Annotated in this window: 16 protein-coding genes and 1 other RNA gene; 7 read left to right on the forward strand and 10 right to left on the reverse strand. The window is 64.8% G+C overall.

The genetic code is table 11. The features are described 5' to 3' along the window. Positions 1–43 precede the first annotated feature (43 nt). From PMN64_RS26655 to rsmH, 4 genes are all read right to left on the reverse strand, one after another. Positions 44–1,501, reverse strand: a complete 1,458-nt coding sequence (locus PMN64_RS26655) for a UDP-N-acetylmuramoyl-L-alanyl-D-glutamate--2,6-diaminopimelate ligase (RefSeq protein ID WP_411782776.1) — start codon at positions 1,499–1,501, stop codon at positions 44–46. A gap of 123 nt (positions 1,502–1,624) precedes the next feature. Continuing rightward, complete coding sequence (locus tag PMN64_RS26660; RefSeq protein WP_411782798.1) at positions 1,625–3,382, reverse strand: peptidoglycan D,D-transpeptidase FtsI family protein; 1,758 nt, start codon at positions 3,380–3,382, stop codon at positions 1,625–1,627. Positions 3,383–3,393: 11 nt separating this feature from the next. Next, positions 3,394–3,843, reverse strand: a complete 450-nt coding sequence (locus PMN64_RS26665; RefSeq protein ID WP_035632058.1) for a hypothetical protein — start codon at positions 3,841–3,843, stop codon at positions 3,394–3,396. A gap of 2 nt (positions 3,844–3,845) precedes the next feature. Next, the gene (gene rsmH / locus PMN64_RS26670; protein WP_411782777.1) at positions 3,846–4,841 is read right to left on the reverse strand and encodes a 16S rRNA (cytosine(1402)-N(4))-methyltransferase RsmH; all 996 of its coding nucleotides are present in this window, start codon (positions 4,839–4,841) and stop codon (positions 3,846–3,848) included. Between the two features lie 580 nt (positions 4,842–5,421). Between rsmH and PMN64_RS26675 the strand changes: the two genes are divergently transcribed. Continuing rightward, positions 5,422–6,288 carry an N-acetylmuramoyl-L-alanine amidase gene (locus PMN64_RS26675; RefSeq protein ID WP_304496442.1) on the forward strand — a complete coding sequence of 289 codons (867 nt, stop codon included), beginning with the start codon at positions 5,422–5,424 and terminating at the stop codon, positions 6,286–6,288. Between the two features lie 120 nt (positions 6,289–6,408). Continuing rightward, positions 6,409–6,639: a hypothetical protein gene (locus tag PMN64_RS26680; protein ID WP_028342192.1), complete on the forward strand. Its 231-nt coding sequence runs from the start codon at positions 6,409–6,411 to the stop codon at positions 6,637–6,639. 80 nt (positions 6,640–6,719) lie between these two features. Here PMN64_RS26680 and PMN64_RS26685 read toward each other — a convergent pair whose 3' ends face one another. After that, positions 6,720–7,955: an RNA polymerase sigma factor gene (locus PMN64_RS26685; protein WP_411782778.1), complete on the reverse strand. Its 1,236-nt coding sequence runs from the start codon at positions 7,953–7,955 to the stop codon at positions 6,720–6,722. 115 nt (positions 7,956–8,070) lie between these two features. Next, positions 8,071–8,424 carry a YciI family protein gene (locus PMN64_RS26690; RefSeq protein WP_411782779.1) on the reverse strand — a complete coding sequence of 118 codons (354 nt, stop codon included), beginning with the start codon at positions 8,422–8,424 and terminating at the stop codon, positions 8,071–8,073. A gap of 229 nt (positions 8,425–8,653) precedes the next feature. Here PMN64_RS26690 and PMN64_RS26695 point away from each other — a divergent pair, with 229 nt between their 5' ends. Next, a complete protein-coding gene (locus PMN64_RS26695) occupies positions 8,654–8,809 on the forward strand; it encodes a hypothetical protein (protein WP_411782780.1) in 156 nt (51 codons plus the stop codon). A gap of 7 nt (positions 8,810–8,816) precedes the next feature. Then, the gene (locus PMN64_RS26700) at positions 8,817–9,017 is read left to right on the forward strand and encodes a hypothetical protein (RefSeq protein WP_411782781.1); all 201 of its coding nucleotides are present in this window, start codon (positions 8,817–8,819) and stop codon (positions 9,015–9,017) included. A gap of 162 nt (positions 9,018–9,179) precedes the next feature. On the opposite strand, the gene PMN64_RS26705 is transcribed toward PMN64_RS26700, so the two are convergent. Then, positions 9,180–9,614, reverse strand: coding sequence for a PAS domain-containing protein (locus PMN64_RS26705; RefSeq protein ID WP_028342196.1), 435 nt, complete (start codon positions 9,612–9,614; stop codon positions 9,180–9,182). A 106-nt stretch (positions 9,615–9,720) separates the two neighbouring features. Next, the gene (locus tag PMN64_RS26710) at positions 9,721–10,620 is read right to left on the reverse strand and encodes a LysR family transcriptional regulator (RefSeq protein WP_411782782.1); all 900 of its coding nucleotides are present in this window, start codon (positions 10,618–10,620) and stop codon (positions 9,721–9,723) included. 146 nt (positions 10,621–10,766) lie between these two features. Between PMN64_RS26710 and rnpB the strand changes: the two genes are divergently transcribed. After that, an RNA gene (gene rnpB, locus PMN64_RS26715) (RNase P RNA component class A) lies at positions 10,767–11,181 on the forward strand. A gap of 111 nt (positions 11,182–11,292) precedes the next feature. Here the strand turns inward: rnpB and PMN64_RS26720 are convergent. Beyond that, entirely contained in the window at positions 11,293–12,744 is a 1,452-nt protein-coding gene (locus PMN64_RS26720) for a GntP family permease (RefSeq protein ID WP_411782783.1), read from the reverse strand. Positions 12,745–12,748: 4 nt separating this feature from the next. Then, complete coding sequence (locus tag PMN64_RS26725; protein WP_411782784.1) at positions 12,749–13,768, reverse strand: patatin-like phospholipase family protein; 1,020 nt, start codon at positions 13,766–13,768, stop codon at positions 12,749–12,751. 227 nt (positions 13,769–13,995) lie between these two features. Between PMN64_RS26725 and PMN64_RS26730 the strand changes: the two genes are divergently transcribed. Both PMN64_RS26730 and PMN64_RS26735 read left to right on the forward strand, forming a co-directional pair. After that, positions 13,996–14,175, forward strand: coding sequence for a hypothetical protein (locus tag PMN64_RS26730; RefSeq protein WP_411782785.1), 180 nt, complete (start codon positions 13,996–13,998; stop codon positions 14,173–14,175). Positions 14,176–14,358: 183 nt separating this feature from the next. Continuing rightward, complete coding sequence (locus PMN64_RS26735) at positions 14,359–14,886, forward strand: hypothetical protein (protein ID WP_411782786.1); 528 nt, start codon at positions 14,359–14,361, stop codon at positions 14,884–14,886. The last annotated feature ends 243 nt before the right edge of the window (positions 14,887–15,129 follow it).

Raw genomic sequence — 15,129 nt, forward strand, 5'->3', positions numbered from 1 at the left:
CCATGGTCGTCGGCAGCGTCAGATGTGTATAAGAGACAGGTGCTCATGCGCCCTCCGCAGCCAGTGCACTGGCGACCGCCTCATGATCGCTGAACGGCAGCGTCGTGTTGCCGACGATCTGCCCGACCTCGTGGCCCTTGCCGGCAACCACCAGCGCATCGCCCGGCGCGAGGCCGGCAATGCCGGCGCGGATCGCCGCGGCGCGGTCGCCGATCTCGCGCGCGCCCTTCGCCGTCGCCATGATCGCGGCGCGGATCGCCTCCGGCTTCTCGCTACGCGGATTGTCGTCGGTGACGATGACCTGATCGGCATTCTCGGCCGCGATCGCGCCCATGATCGGGCGCTTGCCGGCGTCGCGGTCGCCGCCGGCGCCGAAGATCACGACGAGCTTGCGCTTGGCATAGGGCCGCAGCGCCTGCAGCGCCTTGGCGAGCGCATCGGGCTTGTGGGCGTAGTCGACGAAGATCGGCGCGCCATTGTGCTCGCCGACGAATTCCAGCCGGCCCTTGGCGCCTTCGAGATGTTCGAGGCAGCCGAACACGTCATCGGCGGCGCTGCCGGTGCCGATCGCAAGCCCGGCCGCGACCAGCGCATTCTCGATCTGGAATTCGCCGACCAGCGGCAGCCGGATCGCGTGCTTGCGCCCGCGGTGCTCGATCAGGAGCCGCTGGGCAAAGCCTTCGATGGCGGCATCGAGGAGCCTGATGCCATCGCTTGCATCGGCGTTGCGGCCGACCGCGATGATACGCAGGCCGCGCGAGCTCGCCGCATCGATCACCTCGCCCGAACAGTCATGATCGGCCGAGATCACCGCCGCGCCGCCTGGAGCGACCAGATCGCGGAACAAACGGAGTTTTGCGTTGAGGTAATGCGCGACATCAGGATGATAGTCCATGTGGTCGCGCGACAGATTGGTGAAGCCGCCGGCGGCGATGCGCACGCCGTCGAGGCGGTACTGATCGAGGCCGTGCGAGGACGCCTCGAACGCCAGATGCGTGACGCCGTCGCTCGCGATCTCGTCGAGCTGGCGATGCAGCGCGATCGGATCCGGCGTGGTCAGCGAGCCGTAGACCGTGCGCTTGTCCGAGACGAGGCCGATGGTGCCGATGCTGGCGGAGGAATGTCCGAGCCGCTGCCAGATCTGGCGCGTGAACGCTGCGACCGAGGTCTTGCCGCTGGTGCCGGTCACCGCCGCGATCGTCGCCGGCTGGCGGGAAAAGAATTTGGCCGCAGCGAGCGCCAGCGCGCGGCGCGGATTCGGCGTGATGACGAAGGGGGCGCGAGCGTGACCTTGCGGCAGATGGTCGCTGACGACCGCGACCGCGCCGGCAACGATTGCCGCGTCGACGAAGCGCGCGCCGTCGGTCCTACTGCCGGCCAGCGCGAAGAACAGGTCGCCCGGCTTCACCGCCCGGCTGTCGACCGCAAGCCCTCCGACGACGATAGTGTCGGCACTTGGATCGATCGTGGCATCGGCGTCGAAGAGGTCGCGAAGTCTCATGATCTTCCAGTCTGGCCGGCACCGTTCTGGCGCCGTCGCTTGAGCATGATCTATCCGGAAAACCGCATCGCACTTTTCGCTAACGCGGCCGTTCCGGTCCGGATCATGCCGTGAATATACGCCTTACTGGGTTGTTCTGGATGCCGCAAGAATAAGGCGGTCGGACGGCGGCAGGTCGAATCGCGGTTCAACGCCCAAAAGCGGCGCAATTCGGGCGATCACATTGCCGCCCGTCGGCACCGCATTCCAGCCCGAGGTGATGAACCCGTAGGTCTCCTTCAGGGGCTGCGGCTCGTCGAGCATGATCAGGAGCTGGTATTTCGGATTGTCGGCGGGCAGGATCGCGGTGAAGGCGTTGAGCACGCGCTTCTTGGCGTAGCGGCCGTTGATCACCTTCTCCGCGGTGCCGGTCTTGCCGCCGATATAGTAGCCCTTGACGTCGGCCTTCTTCGCGGTGCCGATCTCGGCATTGAGCCGCATCAGATAGCGCATCTTGTCCGAGGTCTCGGGCTTGATGACGCGCTTGGCGAGCGCCATCGCCTCCTGCTCGGTGCGCTTCAGGAAGGTCGGCGGAATCAGGTAGCCGCCATTGACCAGCGCATCGATGCCCATCACCGCCTGCAGCGGCGCCACCGCGATGCCGTGACCGAACGAGATGGTGACGGTGTTCAACTCTCCCCACTTCTTCGGCACGATCGGCGACGCGCTCTCCGGCAGTTCGGTGCGCAGCCGCTCGAGCTGCCCCATCTTGCGCAGGAAAGCCTTGTGCGCGTCGACGCCCATCGCCAGCGCAATGCGTCCCGCGCCGATGTTGGAGGAATAGTAGAACACTTCCTTCATGTTGATCATGCGGCCCATGTTGTGATCGTCATGGATCGCGAACTTGCCATAGTGCAGCGGGCCGCGCGCATCCCACATCGAGTTGAGATCGAACCGGCCGCTGTCCAGCGCCATCGCCAGCGTGAACGCCTTGAAGGTCGAGCCCATCTCGTAGACGCCGGTGGTCAGGCGGTTGATGCGATCGGGATCGTGCGCCTCCTTCGGATTGTTCGGGTCGAAATCCGGCAGCGACACCATCGCCACGATCTCGCCGGTGCGCACGTTGGAGACGAGCCCGGAGGCGGCCTTGGCCTTGAACTTCTCTTTCGCCTTGAGCAGTTCGTCGCGCAGCGCGTGCTCGACGCGCAGGTCGATCGACAGCTCCACCGGCTTCTGCAGCCGGTCGGTGGCGAAGCCCGCGCGATGCAGATCGGCCAGACCGTTGCTGTCCAGCCACTTCTCCATGCCGGCGATGCCCTGGTTGTCGATGTTGACCAGGCCGATCAGGTGGGCGACCTCGTTGCCGGTCGGATAGACGCGCTTGTTCTCGCGCAGGAAGCCGACGCCGGGAAGGCCGAGGCGATGGATGTCGAGTTGCTGCTTCGGCGTGATCTCGCGCTTCAGCCAGACGAAGCCCTTGCGCGACGACAGGCGGTCGCGCACTTCGCTGGTGTCGAGATCGGGCAGGGCCGCGGTCAAGAGCTCGATCGCCTCGTCCTTGTCGATGAGGCGGCGCGGCTCGGCGAACAGGCTCGGCGCCTTGACGTCGGTTGCGAGGATTTCGCCGTTGCGGTCGGTGATGTCCGGCCGCGCCGTGGCGATGGCGTCCTGCGAGGCGGTGCGGCGCGCGCCATGGCTGTCGGCGCCGACGGCGAACAGCACCAGCCTCCCCGCCAGCACGCAATAAACCGCGGCGAAAGCGAGGATGGCGAGGCCAACGCGCGCGCGCGCCTTGGCGGCGCGGTCGACATTGCTGCCATACAGCAGCGTGCGGATCAGCCGTTGGTTCCAGGGCTCGGCGGGCTTCACGGCCGGTGTGTTGGCGGGTGCCGGATCGGTCATGGCTGGTCCCGTCATTGCTGATCTCCCCCGCCCTGCCCGGAGTCATCGGGCGCAGGCTGGTCGGCGGCCGGCTGGTCGGTCGCCGCCTTGTCGATCGATCCGGTCGTGCTGTCGGGCGCCGCGGCGGCCTCGATGGTGTCGATCATCGCGCCGATCGGATCGCGCGAACCGGGCCGCGTGAAGCTCGGGGGCCGCTCCGGCAGGTTCTTCAGGGAATCGTACTGGTTGGCGTTGACCGGCTTCAGCGGCAGATGGCGCTCGGCGAGGCCCTGCAGCCGGAGCGGCGCATCGAGCTTCGCCCATTCGGCGCGCAACGCGGCGATCGCGTTGCGCTGCTCGCGAATCTCGGCATTGAGCTGCAGCACGCGCTCGACGCGCGCGGTCGATTCCATCTTGATGCGGTAGACATAGGACGCCGCGAAGATCAGCATGCCGATGACGAGGAGATGGAGAAGGCGCATCGTCACCCTCCCCGCTTCAGGTCGGACAGGCGCGGCCATGACGGCAGGTCGTCGGCGGCGTGCACCGGCGCCGCGGTGCGTTCGGCGGCACGCAGCTTGGCCGATCGCGCGCGCGGATTGGCGGTAAGCTCGGCCTCATCAGGCGTCACCGGACGCTTGGTCAGTATCTGAAAGCTCGGCGCCGCTTGCGCCACCTCGGGCAAATGCCGCGAGCCGGCGGAGACCTTGCCGCGTTCCGTGAGGAAATTCTTGACGATGCGGTCTTCCAGCGAATGGAACGAAACCACGACGAGCCGGCCGCCCGGCTTCAGCACGCGCTCGGCGGCTGCGAGCGCCAGATAGAGCTCATCGAGCTCTTCATTGACGAAGATGCGCAGCGCCTGGAAGGTCCGCGTCGCCGGATGGATCTCGTTCGGCTTGGCGCGCACGACCTTCGCGACGATATCGGCAAGCGCGTCGGTCGTCGTGATCGGCGCGTCCTTGCGCGCGGCGACGATGGCGCGGGCAACGCCACGCGAATGGCGCTCCTCGCCGAAGATATAGATGATGTCGGCGAGCTGTTTCTCGGAAGCCGACGCGACCACATCGGCCGCGGTCGGGCCGCTCTGGGCCATCCGCATGTCGAGCGGACCGCCGAGGCGGAACGAGAAGCCGCGCTCGGCCTGGTCGAGCTGCATCGAGGAGACGCCGACATCCATCACGACGCCGTCGACCGCATCCACCCCCTGCGACGCGCAGACCTCGGCGAGGTTGGAGAAGCGATCCTCGACCAGCGTGAGCCGACCGCCCGCGCCGTCGACCAGATCGAAGCCGCCGGTTATCGCGGTGCGGTCGCGGTCGATCCCGATCACGCGGGTATCGGCGACATCGAGGATCGCCCGGCTGTAGCCGCCGGCACCGAAGGTCGCGTCGACATAGATGCCGCCGGCGCGCGGAGCGAGATACGCAACCGCCTCGCGGCCCAGCACCGAAATGTGACGCGGCGCACGCTCGCTCATGCGCCGCTCCCGGGCGGGGCCGCGTAACTGGCATGCAAGCTGGGTGCGCGCCGACTCATTGCGTCTCGAATCCTCGCGCCCAGAGCCTTCTTCGTTCCGATTCGATCGGAACGGAGCTCTGGATTCCTGTCTTGACGCGTCTTCTTCACGCGAACCGGTATCCACTTCGCTTGAAAACACGTGAAAAAGCCGCTGCGTGGCGCCAGCGCCAACTCCCGTCCTCGGCCGCAAATCCTGATATCCGACCGGAATTGGGAGGGTTTCCATGGGATTTCGCGCAAACAGCGGGGCTCAGCGTCCTTTGGCCGTCCCCCGAAACCGGTTCGGCACTTCACCTCTCAGTAACGGCACTTAACGTTAAGAAAACGTTGATGATCGGTTAGCGGAACCGCGCGCCTTTGATCCGCATTCGAGTGATACCCTCGAGACCTGTTCCTGGCACAATGGCGCGGCGCATCGTGCGGATCGTGGAACCGGCAGGGGTCGATTGCGCGGCCCGCACGGTAAAGGAATAGTAAACGCCTATTTGTTTATCCATATGTCAAAATGCTTTCTCCTGGTTCGGGTTTGAGTGATTCGTATGGCTTCAAGTTCGTCTTCGTCCGGCAACGCTGATCCGAAGCGTCAGCGCGCCCTCCCTGTTCCAAAGGGGGTGGCGGACGCGAAGACGTTCACGCCGGATTCCTCGATCGCCTCCGACGTGATCCCGTCGGCGAACTTCGGCGATCGCGCCAATGGCCGGCAACCCGACATGATCGTGCTGCACTACACCGGCATGCCCGACGTCGAAGGTGCGATCACCCAGCTCTGCACGGCCGGCACCGAGGTCTCGGCGCACTACATCGTGCTCGAGGACGGCCGCATCGTGCAGTGCGTGCCGGAGAGCAAGCGCGCCTGGCACGCCGGCGTGTCGGCATGGGCCGGCGACGACGACATCAACTCCTGCTCGATCGGCGTCGAGATCGTCAATCGCGGTCACGATTGGGGCTATCCGGACTTTCCGCTGCGCCAGATCGCGGCCGTGATCGCGCTGTGCCGCGGCATCATGCTTCGCCGCAAGATTGTCTCGCATCGCGTGCTCGGCCATTCCGACGTGGCGCCGGCGCGCAAGAAGGATCCCGGCGAGAAATTCCCGTGGCACTCGCTGGCCAATTCCGGCGTCGGGCACTGGGTGCAGCCGGCGCCGGTCGTGCGCGGCGACGCGCTGCAGCTCGGTGCGATCAGCGACAGCGTGTCCAACATGCAGGCCGCGTTCCGGCGCTACGGCTACAACATCCCGACCAACGGCAAGTTCGACGGCCCGACCATGGAGGTCGTCACCGCCTTCCAGCGCCACTTCCGCCCGGAGCGCATCGACGGGATCGCCGACCGCTCCACCATGGCGACGCTGCACGCGCTGCTCGAGAGCCTGCCGCCGGATGCGGCGACGGTGGTCGCGTCGAGCTAGGCTCGCCTCCGTCCGTCATTGCGAGGAGCGGTGCATTTTCCGGCCAAGTGTTCGTGCACATTGGAACTTTTCGGCAAATGCCGTCTTTCTAGCTGGGGCGGTCCGAGTGGAGATTCGTCCATGTTCAAAGCACTCATCGCCGGAGCTGTCGCCATCGGCCTCATCGTCGCTCCGACAGCCGCAAGCGCTATGTCGACCCAGGACAAGACCATGTCGACCAAGCACAAGACCCAAAAAGTCCATCATGCGCAGAAAAAGACAAAGATGGCACCCGGCACCACGACCGGCATGTCGAGTGGGGCGACGACCGGGCAGTCGAGCACCGGCGCCAAGGCAAAGACAGGGTACTGAGCACGCTCAGCGCCACACGGCGCGCTGACGATCGTGGATGAATCGCGCGCCGTCACGGGCCATGCACGAGATGGGGTGCGTCACCCCATCTCGGCGATGCGCCGCGCATGGAGCCGCCGCAGCGGTTCGAGTTGCGTGACTGCTGTTGCGGCGAGATAGGCCTGCCGCGCTTCGTCCTTGCGGCCGAGGCGGCGCAGCAAATCGGCGCGCACCGCGGGCAGCTGGTCATATCCCTTCAAAGTGCCGCGCGCGTCCAGCGCGTCGATCAGGTCGAGCGCGCGCGCCGGGCCGTCGACCATCGACACCGCGGCGGCGTGATTGAGCTCGATCACCGGCGACGGGTTGATGCGCAGCAACACCTCATAGAGACCGGCGATCTGCGGCCAGTCGGTGTCCTTGTAACTCGGCGCCCGCGCGTGCAGCGCGGCGATCGCGGCCTGCACGGCGTAGGACTGCGGCCGGCCCGGCATCCGCAGCGCCTCCTCGACCAATTCGAGGCCTTCGGCGATCTGCTGGAAATCCCACAGCGAACGGTCCTGCTCCTCGAGCAGCACGATATCGCCGCCGGCGGTCTGGCGGCCGGCGCGCCGCGCATCATGCAGCAGCATCAGCGCCAACAGCCCCTTGATCTCGCCACGCGCCGGTATCAGCGCATCGATCAGCCGCGCCAGCCGGATCGCCTCGCGCGCAAGATCGGGCCGCATCAGATCCTCGCCGGCGGTCGCCGCGTAACCTTCGGTGAAGACGAGGTAGATCACGGCGAGCACGCCGGTGAGGCGCGGCTCCAGCGCCTCGCGCTCCGGCACCTCATAGGGAATGCCGGCGAGTTTTATCTTTTGCTTGGCGCGCAAGAGGCGCTGCGCCATGGCGTCCTCGCTCACCAGGAAGGCACGCGCGACCTCGACCGTCGTCAGCCCGCACACCGTGCGCAAGGTCAGCGCGACCTGGACCTCGGCGGCAAAGGACGGATGGCAGCAGGTGAAGATCAGCCGCAGCATGTCATCGTCGAGCGTTGCATCGGCCGGCTCGGGCGAGGACTCCGCATCGAGCAGGATCTGATGCGTCAGCTCCTGCTGCTTGCCGCGAAACGTCGCGGCGCGACGGACGCGGTCGATCGCCTTGTTGCGGCCGACATTGACCAGCCAGGCGCGCGGATTGGAGGGGAATTCGCCGATCGGCCAGCGTTGCAGCGCCACCGCAAAGGCATCCTGAAGCGAATCCTCGGCCAGATCGAAATCGCCGACGAGCCGGATCAGCGTTGCAAGCGCCCGGCCCGCCTCGTCGCGAAACACTTTTTCGATCTGGCTGGGGGTCATGGTCTCACCGTCATTCCGGGGCGATGCGAAGCATCGAACCCGGAATCTCGAGGTTCCCCAATGCGCAATTGCGCATTGGGGTTCGCGCTTCGCGCGCCCCGGAACGACGAAAGCATCACTTGTCGTAGATCATCACCGGCCTGACTTCGATCGAGCCGGTCTTGGCGCCGGGAATCCGCGCCGCAAGGCCGAGCGCCGTGTCGAGATCCTTGGCATCGACGAGATAGTAGCCGCCGAGCTGTTCGCGGGTTTCCGCAAACGGCCCGTCGGTCGTCAGCGTCTTGCCGTCGCGCACCCGCACGGTGGTCGCGGTCGACACCGGCTGCAGCCCGTCTCCCCCCTTGAAATGTCCGCTCTGGATGATGGACTGGGTGTAGACGGCATATTCCGCGGACAGGGCCTTGCGGTCGTCGGCATTCATGCCGCCATATTCCGCGTCGCTCCGGTAGATCAGCAACAGATATTGCATCTTGAGAACTCCTCTTGATCGGCTGGATCGCCGACACCCAGTCGAACGGGCCACACGCAGGACGACATCGTCAGGATAAATTATTTTGGCCGCCCGGCGTGAATGCCTCGCCTGCCCGGCGGGCCGCGGGCTTATATCGGATAATCCGATAGTAATCGCCAGTATTATTCGTTTGTTAAATTCATGGCAGCGCGTAGCCTTTGGGTCGGGATGCCCGAGGGACTTCGCCATGACACCACTACCGCAGACAGCAACACGCCTTCCCCGGCTGCTGCTGTCGATGCTGTACCGAATCCTGCGCAGCCGGATCGCGGCGAAACCGCGCCACCACGCCAGTCAGGTCGCCTCGACCATCGCCGCGGGCGGCCATCCGCTCGGCGTGTGAGCGGGCAATGCAACGGGGCACCACGCGCCTGAAGGCGCTGCGTCAGCTGATCGCCGACGAAGGGCTGACCATCGCGATCCTTGCGGCGGTTGCCGCAGCGACGATGATCGCATTTGGTTTCGGTGCGGAAGCCGACATCGTCGCCTCGATGCTGATCATCGGCCTCGTGACCGCGCTGGCGGAGACCCGCCTGCGATCGGGAAAGTAGCTCCAGCTGCCGTGACCGGCTCCCGAAGGGGATGACCTAGAGCTTGTGGCCTTATCCGCGTCATTGCGAGCGAAGCGAAGCAATCCATCTGTCCGCATATGCGGAGCGATGGATTGCTTCGTCGCTACCGCTCCTCGCAATGACGGCATGGCTTCACAGCCTTTACGACGATGAACGGGCCTGCTGCGCGGCGCGGCGCTGCAACTCCTTGAGTTCCTCGAAACGCTTGGTCACGTCACGCATCACGGCGACGGTGCCGGCGACCTTGTGCGCCGCATCGTGCAGCATCACGATGGTGAACTCGACGGAGATGCGCGTCCCGTGCCTGGTCAGCGCCGGCACCGACAGCAGATCGCCCTGGCCGTAGCGGCTCGTCCCGGTCGCCATCGTGTGCCGGAAGCCGGCCCAGTGACGCGCGCGCAGATTCTCCGGAATGATTAGATCGAGCGATTGTCCGATCGCCTCCTCGGCGCTGAAGCCGAACATCCTGACCGCGCCGGGATTCCACAGCGTGATGCGGCCTTCGGCATCGGTCGCAACGATCGCGTCGGATGCTCCATTGAACAATGCATCTCCCACCGCAGCCGCAATATCCATCGTTTTGACCTCCTGCTGATCCCGATCCTGCTGTGAACGCGGACGTTTGCCTTGACAAGCGAAGAAAGCCGATGGAACTGATCGACGATGCCGATAGCAATCGCGGTCAGCGCCGCCGCCGCGTGGCGGGCTTGGCCCGCGGGAGGTCCGCGCTCGTGTTAACCTGGGATGCGGCGAGCCGATGCATGGCCTCGACCGCGCGCGCCAGGTGATCGTCCTGGCTGTCAGCCGGATAGGCGACATAGGCCGGCATCGCAAAGCCAGGTGCGCCGGCGACGGCGTGCAGCCGCCGCGCCTTCAAGAGCGGCTCCACGATACGGCGCGCAAAGAATCCGGAGCCGCCATTCTCCAAGAGATGCTGCAAGCCGAGCCAGCCGATGTTCACCGTCAGCGCGGGGCCGGCGAAATTCGGAAACAGCGTGGCGTGGCGCGCGTAGAATTCGGGTCCCCAATCGACATAGACATAGCCCGGTCCCGGCTCCGGCGCGCCCTTCGGATCGGTCGACACCAGGATGAGCTGCTCTTCGAACAGCTGTTCGACTTTGAGGCCGGGGCGGCTCTGCGGCGTGTACATCACGCCGATGTCGATGCGTCCCTCGACCAGCCCCTGCATCAGCTCGGGCTCGAGCGCGCTCTCGGCGCGGATCGAGATGTCGGGATGCGCGCGCGTCATCAGCGGCAGCCAGCGCAGCAGATACTCTTCCCAAAGGCCGATGCGACCGCCGACCACCAGCGTCGCGGAAAATCCCTTGGGAATTCCGACGTCATGGCGCGCCTGCTCGACGGTACGGACCAGCACCGAGGCGTGGCGCTGAAACTGCCGGCCCGCCGGCGTCAGCGTGGTGCCGGCCTTGTTGCGCACGAACAGCACGCAGCCGAGCTGCTGCTCGAGCGTGTGGATGCGGGTGCTGACGGTCGACTGGCTGACATGCAGCCGGTCCGCCGCGGTGATGAAGTTGCCGGCGCTCACCACCGTCAGGAACGTCCGGGCCAGTTCGGTATCCATGGCGCCTCGACCTTTGAATCGATCAAATCGATATCAAAGGCTCCTCCTCTGCGAATGTCAAAATCGAGGACCGGCCGGGCGCCAAGCCAAGGATTAACCATCGCAATCGCTTGACGCGGGCGGCCAAAGCCCGCATGCGTACGCCGTCAGTCGGCCGGACGGCCGCTCCCGCAAGCGCCGAAAGGCCGCGGGAGAGGAAAGTCCGGGCTCCATCGACATGCGGTGCCGGATAACATCCGGCGGGGGCGACCCCAGGGAAAGTGCCACAGAGAACGAACCGCTCCCTCCTCGGAGGAAGTAAGGGTGAAAAGGTGCGGTAAGAGCGCACCGCGTTTCCGGCAACGGAGACGGCATGGCAAACCACACCGGGAGCAAAACCGAATAGGGACGGCAACGCGGTTAGTTCGCGCATGCGCGATAACACCGCAGGGCGATGTCAGGCCCGCTGTCCGGGTAGGTTGCCCGAGGCAAGGTGCAAACCTTGTCCCAGAGGAATGGCCGTCGCGCATCATTCGCAAGAATGGTGCCCTACAGAACCCGGCTTACAGGCCGGCTGATGCTTCTACCAATGAGGGGCTCGGCGTGATGCGCCGGGCCCCTCGCCATTTTCAGATGACCGTCATTCCAGCCAGGCTCGCCTTGCGGCCGGCAGCGCCGACCATCACCCTTGCGTCAGAACGACCCGAAAGCGGTGCCGATCGCAATCACCGCTGCGAGAGCAATGACAGAACTCACAATGCCGACCATGACAATGTCGAGATAGCTGTCGCGATGCTTGAGCCCACAGATCGCAAGCAGGCTAACGACCGCGCCGTTGTGAGGCAAAATGTCCAGTGTTCCCGAGCCGATCACCGCGACGCGATGCAAAAGGCCGGGGTCAATACCCGCCTCCGCGGCAAGGTGCATATAAGTCTGGCCCAACGCATCGAGCGCGATCGTCAAGCCGCCGGAAGCCGACCCCGTCAGCGCGGCAAGGATGTTCGTCGCGACCGCGAGCGATACCAATGGACCTCCCTCAATTTGTAGCACCCAGTCCCGCACCACGCCGAAAGCGGGAAGCGAGGCGATAACGGCGCCGAATCCGACAAGGCTTGCGACGCTCAGGGCCGGCAAGACCGACGCGTTGGCACCCGCATCCATGGTTCGTCGTAGTGCGGGCAACCGTGTCCAGTTGCAGAGGATGACCGTCACGATCGCTCCCGCCAACGCCACGACAACCGACCAGACACCGGCCACGGCAGCCAGCGATGTATTTCCCCATCGCTGTTCGGCCAGGAACGAGAAATCAAGCCGAGGCAGCACAACGAGCGACATCACCAGATTGACGGCGACGACGACGATCAGGGGAAGGATGGCGTTGAAAATCGGGACAGCGGCGCTGCTGTGATATCCGTGGCGGAGCTCCGCCGGGTCGAATTCTCGCGCCGTCGTAGCCCGCTCGCGCAACAGCTCATCGTCGGCGGCATCCGCCGGATCCGGCGGCTCGTCGCCATAACCCTCTTTTGCCCGATGCGCCGCTTTTTCCGCGCGAAGAAGCCACCACAGCCCAACGCCCAGCATGATGATCGATGCGACAACACCGAGGCCCGGTGCGGCAAAGGGGGTCGTGCCGAAGAAAGGCATCGGTATCGCATTTTGTATCGACGGCGTGCCCGGCAGCGCCGACATGGTGAAGGTCGAAGTCCCGAGAATGACCGCCGCCGGTACCAGACGACGTGGAATCCCCGCCGTGCGAAACAGCGACTGCGCCATCGGAACGATGACAAAGAAGGCGACGAAGAGGCTGACGCCGCCGTATGTGACCAGTGCGCCTGCGAGCACGACCGCGAGGATGATCCGGCGTTCGCCCAGGCACCGGGAGATGAAGCCCGCGACCGCAGCGACCGCGCCGCTGTCATCCATCAGCTTTCCGAACACGGCGCCAAGCAGAAAAATAGGAAAGAACTGCGCGAGAAACTCCGACGCACTACCCATGAAGGTCTGCGTCCAGTTGGCAAGCAGCGGCTCGCCACCGAAGGCCGCGGCCACCAGCGCACAGAGCGGCGCGAGCAGCAGCACGCTCCAACCGCGAAAAGCAAGACAGACCAGCAGTCCAAGCCCGACGAGAATGCCGAGAAGACCCATCGTCTCAGCACTCCGCCAGCAGAATATCCAGATCCGCCGTCGAACGCTCACCGAGATCGGCGCCATGCGCGTCGAGGAATTCGCCGGCGGCTCGCCGCCCTTCCTCGTGCAGCTTGGCCACGAACGCCCATTCGGCATTAAGCTTGGATGACGAACCGAATGTCGCAAGCATGTCGCTCTTGATCCGGTGCGTCTTCATCTGCGCCCAGCGGGCGCCTTCCCCGGTACCTGGGTCGGCGACCTGGCGAAGCAACGCGATCATCCGCAGCTCCTTTGCCAGCGGCGAGTTGAATGAGATCTCGTTAAGCCGGTTGAGAATGTCAGCGGCCGTGCGCGGCTGCTCCGGCCGCTCGGTCGGGTTGATCTGGACGACGACGGTGTCGCGCGCGTCGGTCTCGCGAACGAGCGGCGTAATGGTGGGATTACCCGCATAGCCGCCGTCCCAATAGGGCTCGCCATCGATCTCGATCGCGCGAAACATCGTTGGCAGGCAAGCCGACGCAAGCAGGACATCCGCGGTAATCTCCGCGTTGCGAAAAATCCGTCCGCGGCCCGTACGCACGCGTGTGGCGGTTATGAAGAGCTTGATCGGCGCGCGTGCAAGACGCTCGAAATCGATGCTGTCGTTCAATATGTCGCGTAGCGGATTGAAGCCAAGAGGATTGAGGTCGTAAGGTGAAAGCATCCGCGACATCAAATCGGTGAAGAGATAGGCCGGGGAGCTGTCAAGCGACCAGCGTCCCATCAGGCGGTCGAGCGGCGACCGTTGCAACGGACTGAATGCGGCGGCGCGCGAGACGCTTCGCCAATATTTTTCAAGCGCTTCGCGTGCACCGGCAGCGCCGCCCGCGGTCCAACCATCCGCCAGCACGGCTGCGTTCATCGCTCCGGCCGATGTCCCGGATATGCCCGCAATCTGAAACCATGACTCTTCGAGAAGGCGATCCAGGACACCCCACGTGAACGCACCGTGCGATCCCCCACCTTGAAGCGCCAGGTCTACGAGCACGGGGCTGCGGTTCATGAATCCATGCTCACCAGCACGCGAGACATGGATTATGTCGCAGTTTAACCGAACATGCGAGACAAAGTTGCGGTCGCTGCTTAGTTCCGATGGCGAACTTCGAACGAAATTGTCTCAACTCGAAGCGAAGCGAACCGATCCTTCAGTGCAGCCACAGGCCCGCGCCGCTTAGAAGGCGACATGCATGGGTGGCGGGCGTAGAGTGTGTCCCTCGCGGAGGAACACAGATGGACCTTCAGAAGATCATGGCGAAGGCAAAGGACATCGCCAGGAGAAGCGGCACGATCACAACCGAGCAACTGAACGGGATGTGCCCCAACAATATGGAGCCTGAAGATATCGCGGCTCTCTTTGCGGCTCTGCGGACTGAGGGAATTCGTCTCAAGGACGACGAAGCAGAAAAGTAGGAGCCCAAAGTAGGAGCCACTGTGCCTTGACGCCATAGCAAGGCAATCGATCACTGCGATCGAAGCGCTGGCCGGGTTTGCATAGTGGCAGATTAGCCATCCGGCGGCATTGCAGCTATGATCCGCCAGAGCTGGACGTGTCCTTCTGCCCCTAGATTCAAGAAGATCAAAGGAGGAATAGGAATGTCGGTCGCCTGCAAGTTCGAACGCAGCATCCTCAGCCATGAAGAATATGAGGCGATCCGCCTGACGCATCATCCCGCCATCTACAGCGTCGAGGTGGCTGAGCTCGAGGCCATGCGACCCCGCTTGCGCAAGATGCGCGACAAGGAGCGAACGGTCGGCCGACAGAAGCAACGAGAGAGCCGCGGAAAAGCCGAGGCTCGCGGCACGAGCTTTCCGGGAACCGCCAAGCATGCGTCAGAGCGAAAACAGGTCTTCGCAGCGGCGCTGAAACGGGTCAACACGGAGCTCCGGCGTCAGCACAATTTGGCGGCCCGGACCGCACATGTCGAAGCGGCGCGAAAGGCCCTCGCACTGCACCGGGCCGCGAACTTCACAACGCGTCCCTCGGCCGGAGGCGCCGCGGGCGAAGGCATGGCGCCGAAGCCAAGCGAACGCCGGCGAAAGATCATTGCAGGCGCCAAGATCGGACGAGTGTCGCAGGCGACAAAGGTCGCTCAGGCCGTCCGCGACGCGCGCGGTGCATGACCCGCGCAACAAGCGCGCCTGATTGATTCCAACGCGGCGTCGGCATCGGCGGGATGCGCCAGCCGTCGCGGTTGCGCGCGGCCTGCCGCATGCTGAAGCGGACAGGGCGCGGCGTTTCACCGGCATTGGTCAATGCCGCTGACCTGGTCGGGATCGCTCCAGTCCTCGCCCGCGCTTTCCGCGCTTGATGTACATCAATGTTGCGACGGCCATGACAGGTGACGCTGCCCATATTTTTTGAAT

Source organism: Bradyrhizobium sp. UFLA01-814 (assembly GCF_046718885.1).
Lineage (GTDB): Bacteria > Pseudomonadota > Alphaproteobacteria > Rhizobiales > Xanthobacteraceae > Bradyrhizobium > Bradyrhizobium elkanii.

Coding starts and splice junctions, on each gene's coding strand:
- PMN64_RS26655 (WP_411782776.1), bottom strand. CDS start 1,501: ATGAGACTTCGCGACCTCTTCGACGCCGATGCCACGATCGATCCAAGT.
- PMN64_RS26660 (WP_411782798.1), bottom strand. CDS start 3,382: ATGACCGATCCGGCACCCGCCAACACACCGGCCGTGAAGCCCGCCGAG.
- PMN64_RS26665 (WP_035632058.1), bottom strand. CDS start 3,843: ATGCGCCTTCTCCATCTCCTCGTCATCGGCATGCTGATCTTCGCGGCG.
- rsmH (WP_411782777.1), bottom strand. CDS start 4,841: ATGAGCGAGCGTGCGCCGCGTCACATTTCGGTGCTGGGCCGCGAGGCG.
- PMN64_RS26675 (WP_304496442.1), top strand. CDS start 5,422: ATGGCTTCAAGTTCGTCTTCGTCCGGCAACGCTGATCCGAAGCGTCAG.
- PMN64_RS26680 (WP_028342192.1), top strand. CDS start 6,409: ATGTTCAAAGCACTCATCGCCGGAGCTGTCGCCATCGGCCTCATCGTC.
- PMN64_RS26685 (WP_411782778.1), bottom strand. CDS start 7,955: ATGACCCCCAGCCAGATCGAAAAAGTGTTTCGCGACGAGGCGGGCCGG.
- PMN64_RS26690 (WP_411782779.1), bottom strand. CDS start 8,424: ATGCAATATCTGTTGCTGATCTACCGGAGCGACGCGGAATATGGCGGC.
- PMN64_RS26695 (WP_411782780.1), top strand. CDS start 8,654: ATGACACCACTACCGCAGACAGCAACACGCCTTCCCCGGCTGCTGCTG.
- PMN64_RS26700 (WP_411782781.1), top strand. CDS start 8,817: ATGCAACGGGGCACCACGCGCCTGAAGGCGCTGCGTCAGCTGATCGCC.
- PMN64_RS26705 (WP_028342196.1), bottom strand. CDS start 9,614: ATGGATATTGCGGCTGCGGTGGGAGATGCATTGTTCAATGGAGCATCC.
- PMN64_RS26710 (WP_411782782.1), bottom strand. CDS start 10,620: ATGGATACCGAACTGGCCCGGACGTTCCTGACGGTGGTGAGCGCCGGC.
- PMN64_RS26720 (WP_411782783.1), bottom strand. CDS start 12,744: ATGGGTCTTCTCGGCATTCTCGTCGGGCTTGGACTGCTGGTCTGTCTT.
- PMN64_RS26725 (WP_411782784.1), bottom strand. CDS start 13,768: ATGAACCGCAGCCCCGTGCTCGTAGACCTGGCGCTTCAAGGTGGGGGA.
- PMN64_RS26730 (WP_411782785.1), top strand. CDS start 13,996: ATGGACCTTCAGAAGATCATGGCGAAGGCAAAGGACATCGCCAGGAGA.
- PMN64_RS26735 (WP_411782786.1), top strand. CDS start 14,359: ATGTCGGTCGCCTGCAAGTTCGAACGCAGCATCCTCAGCCATGAAGAA.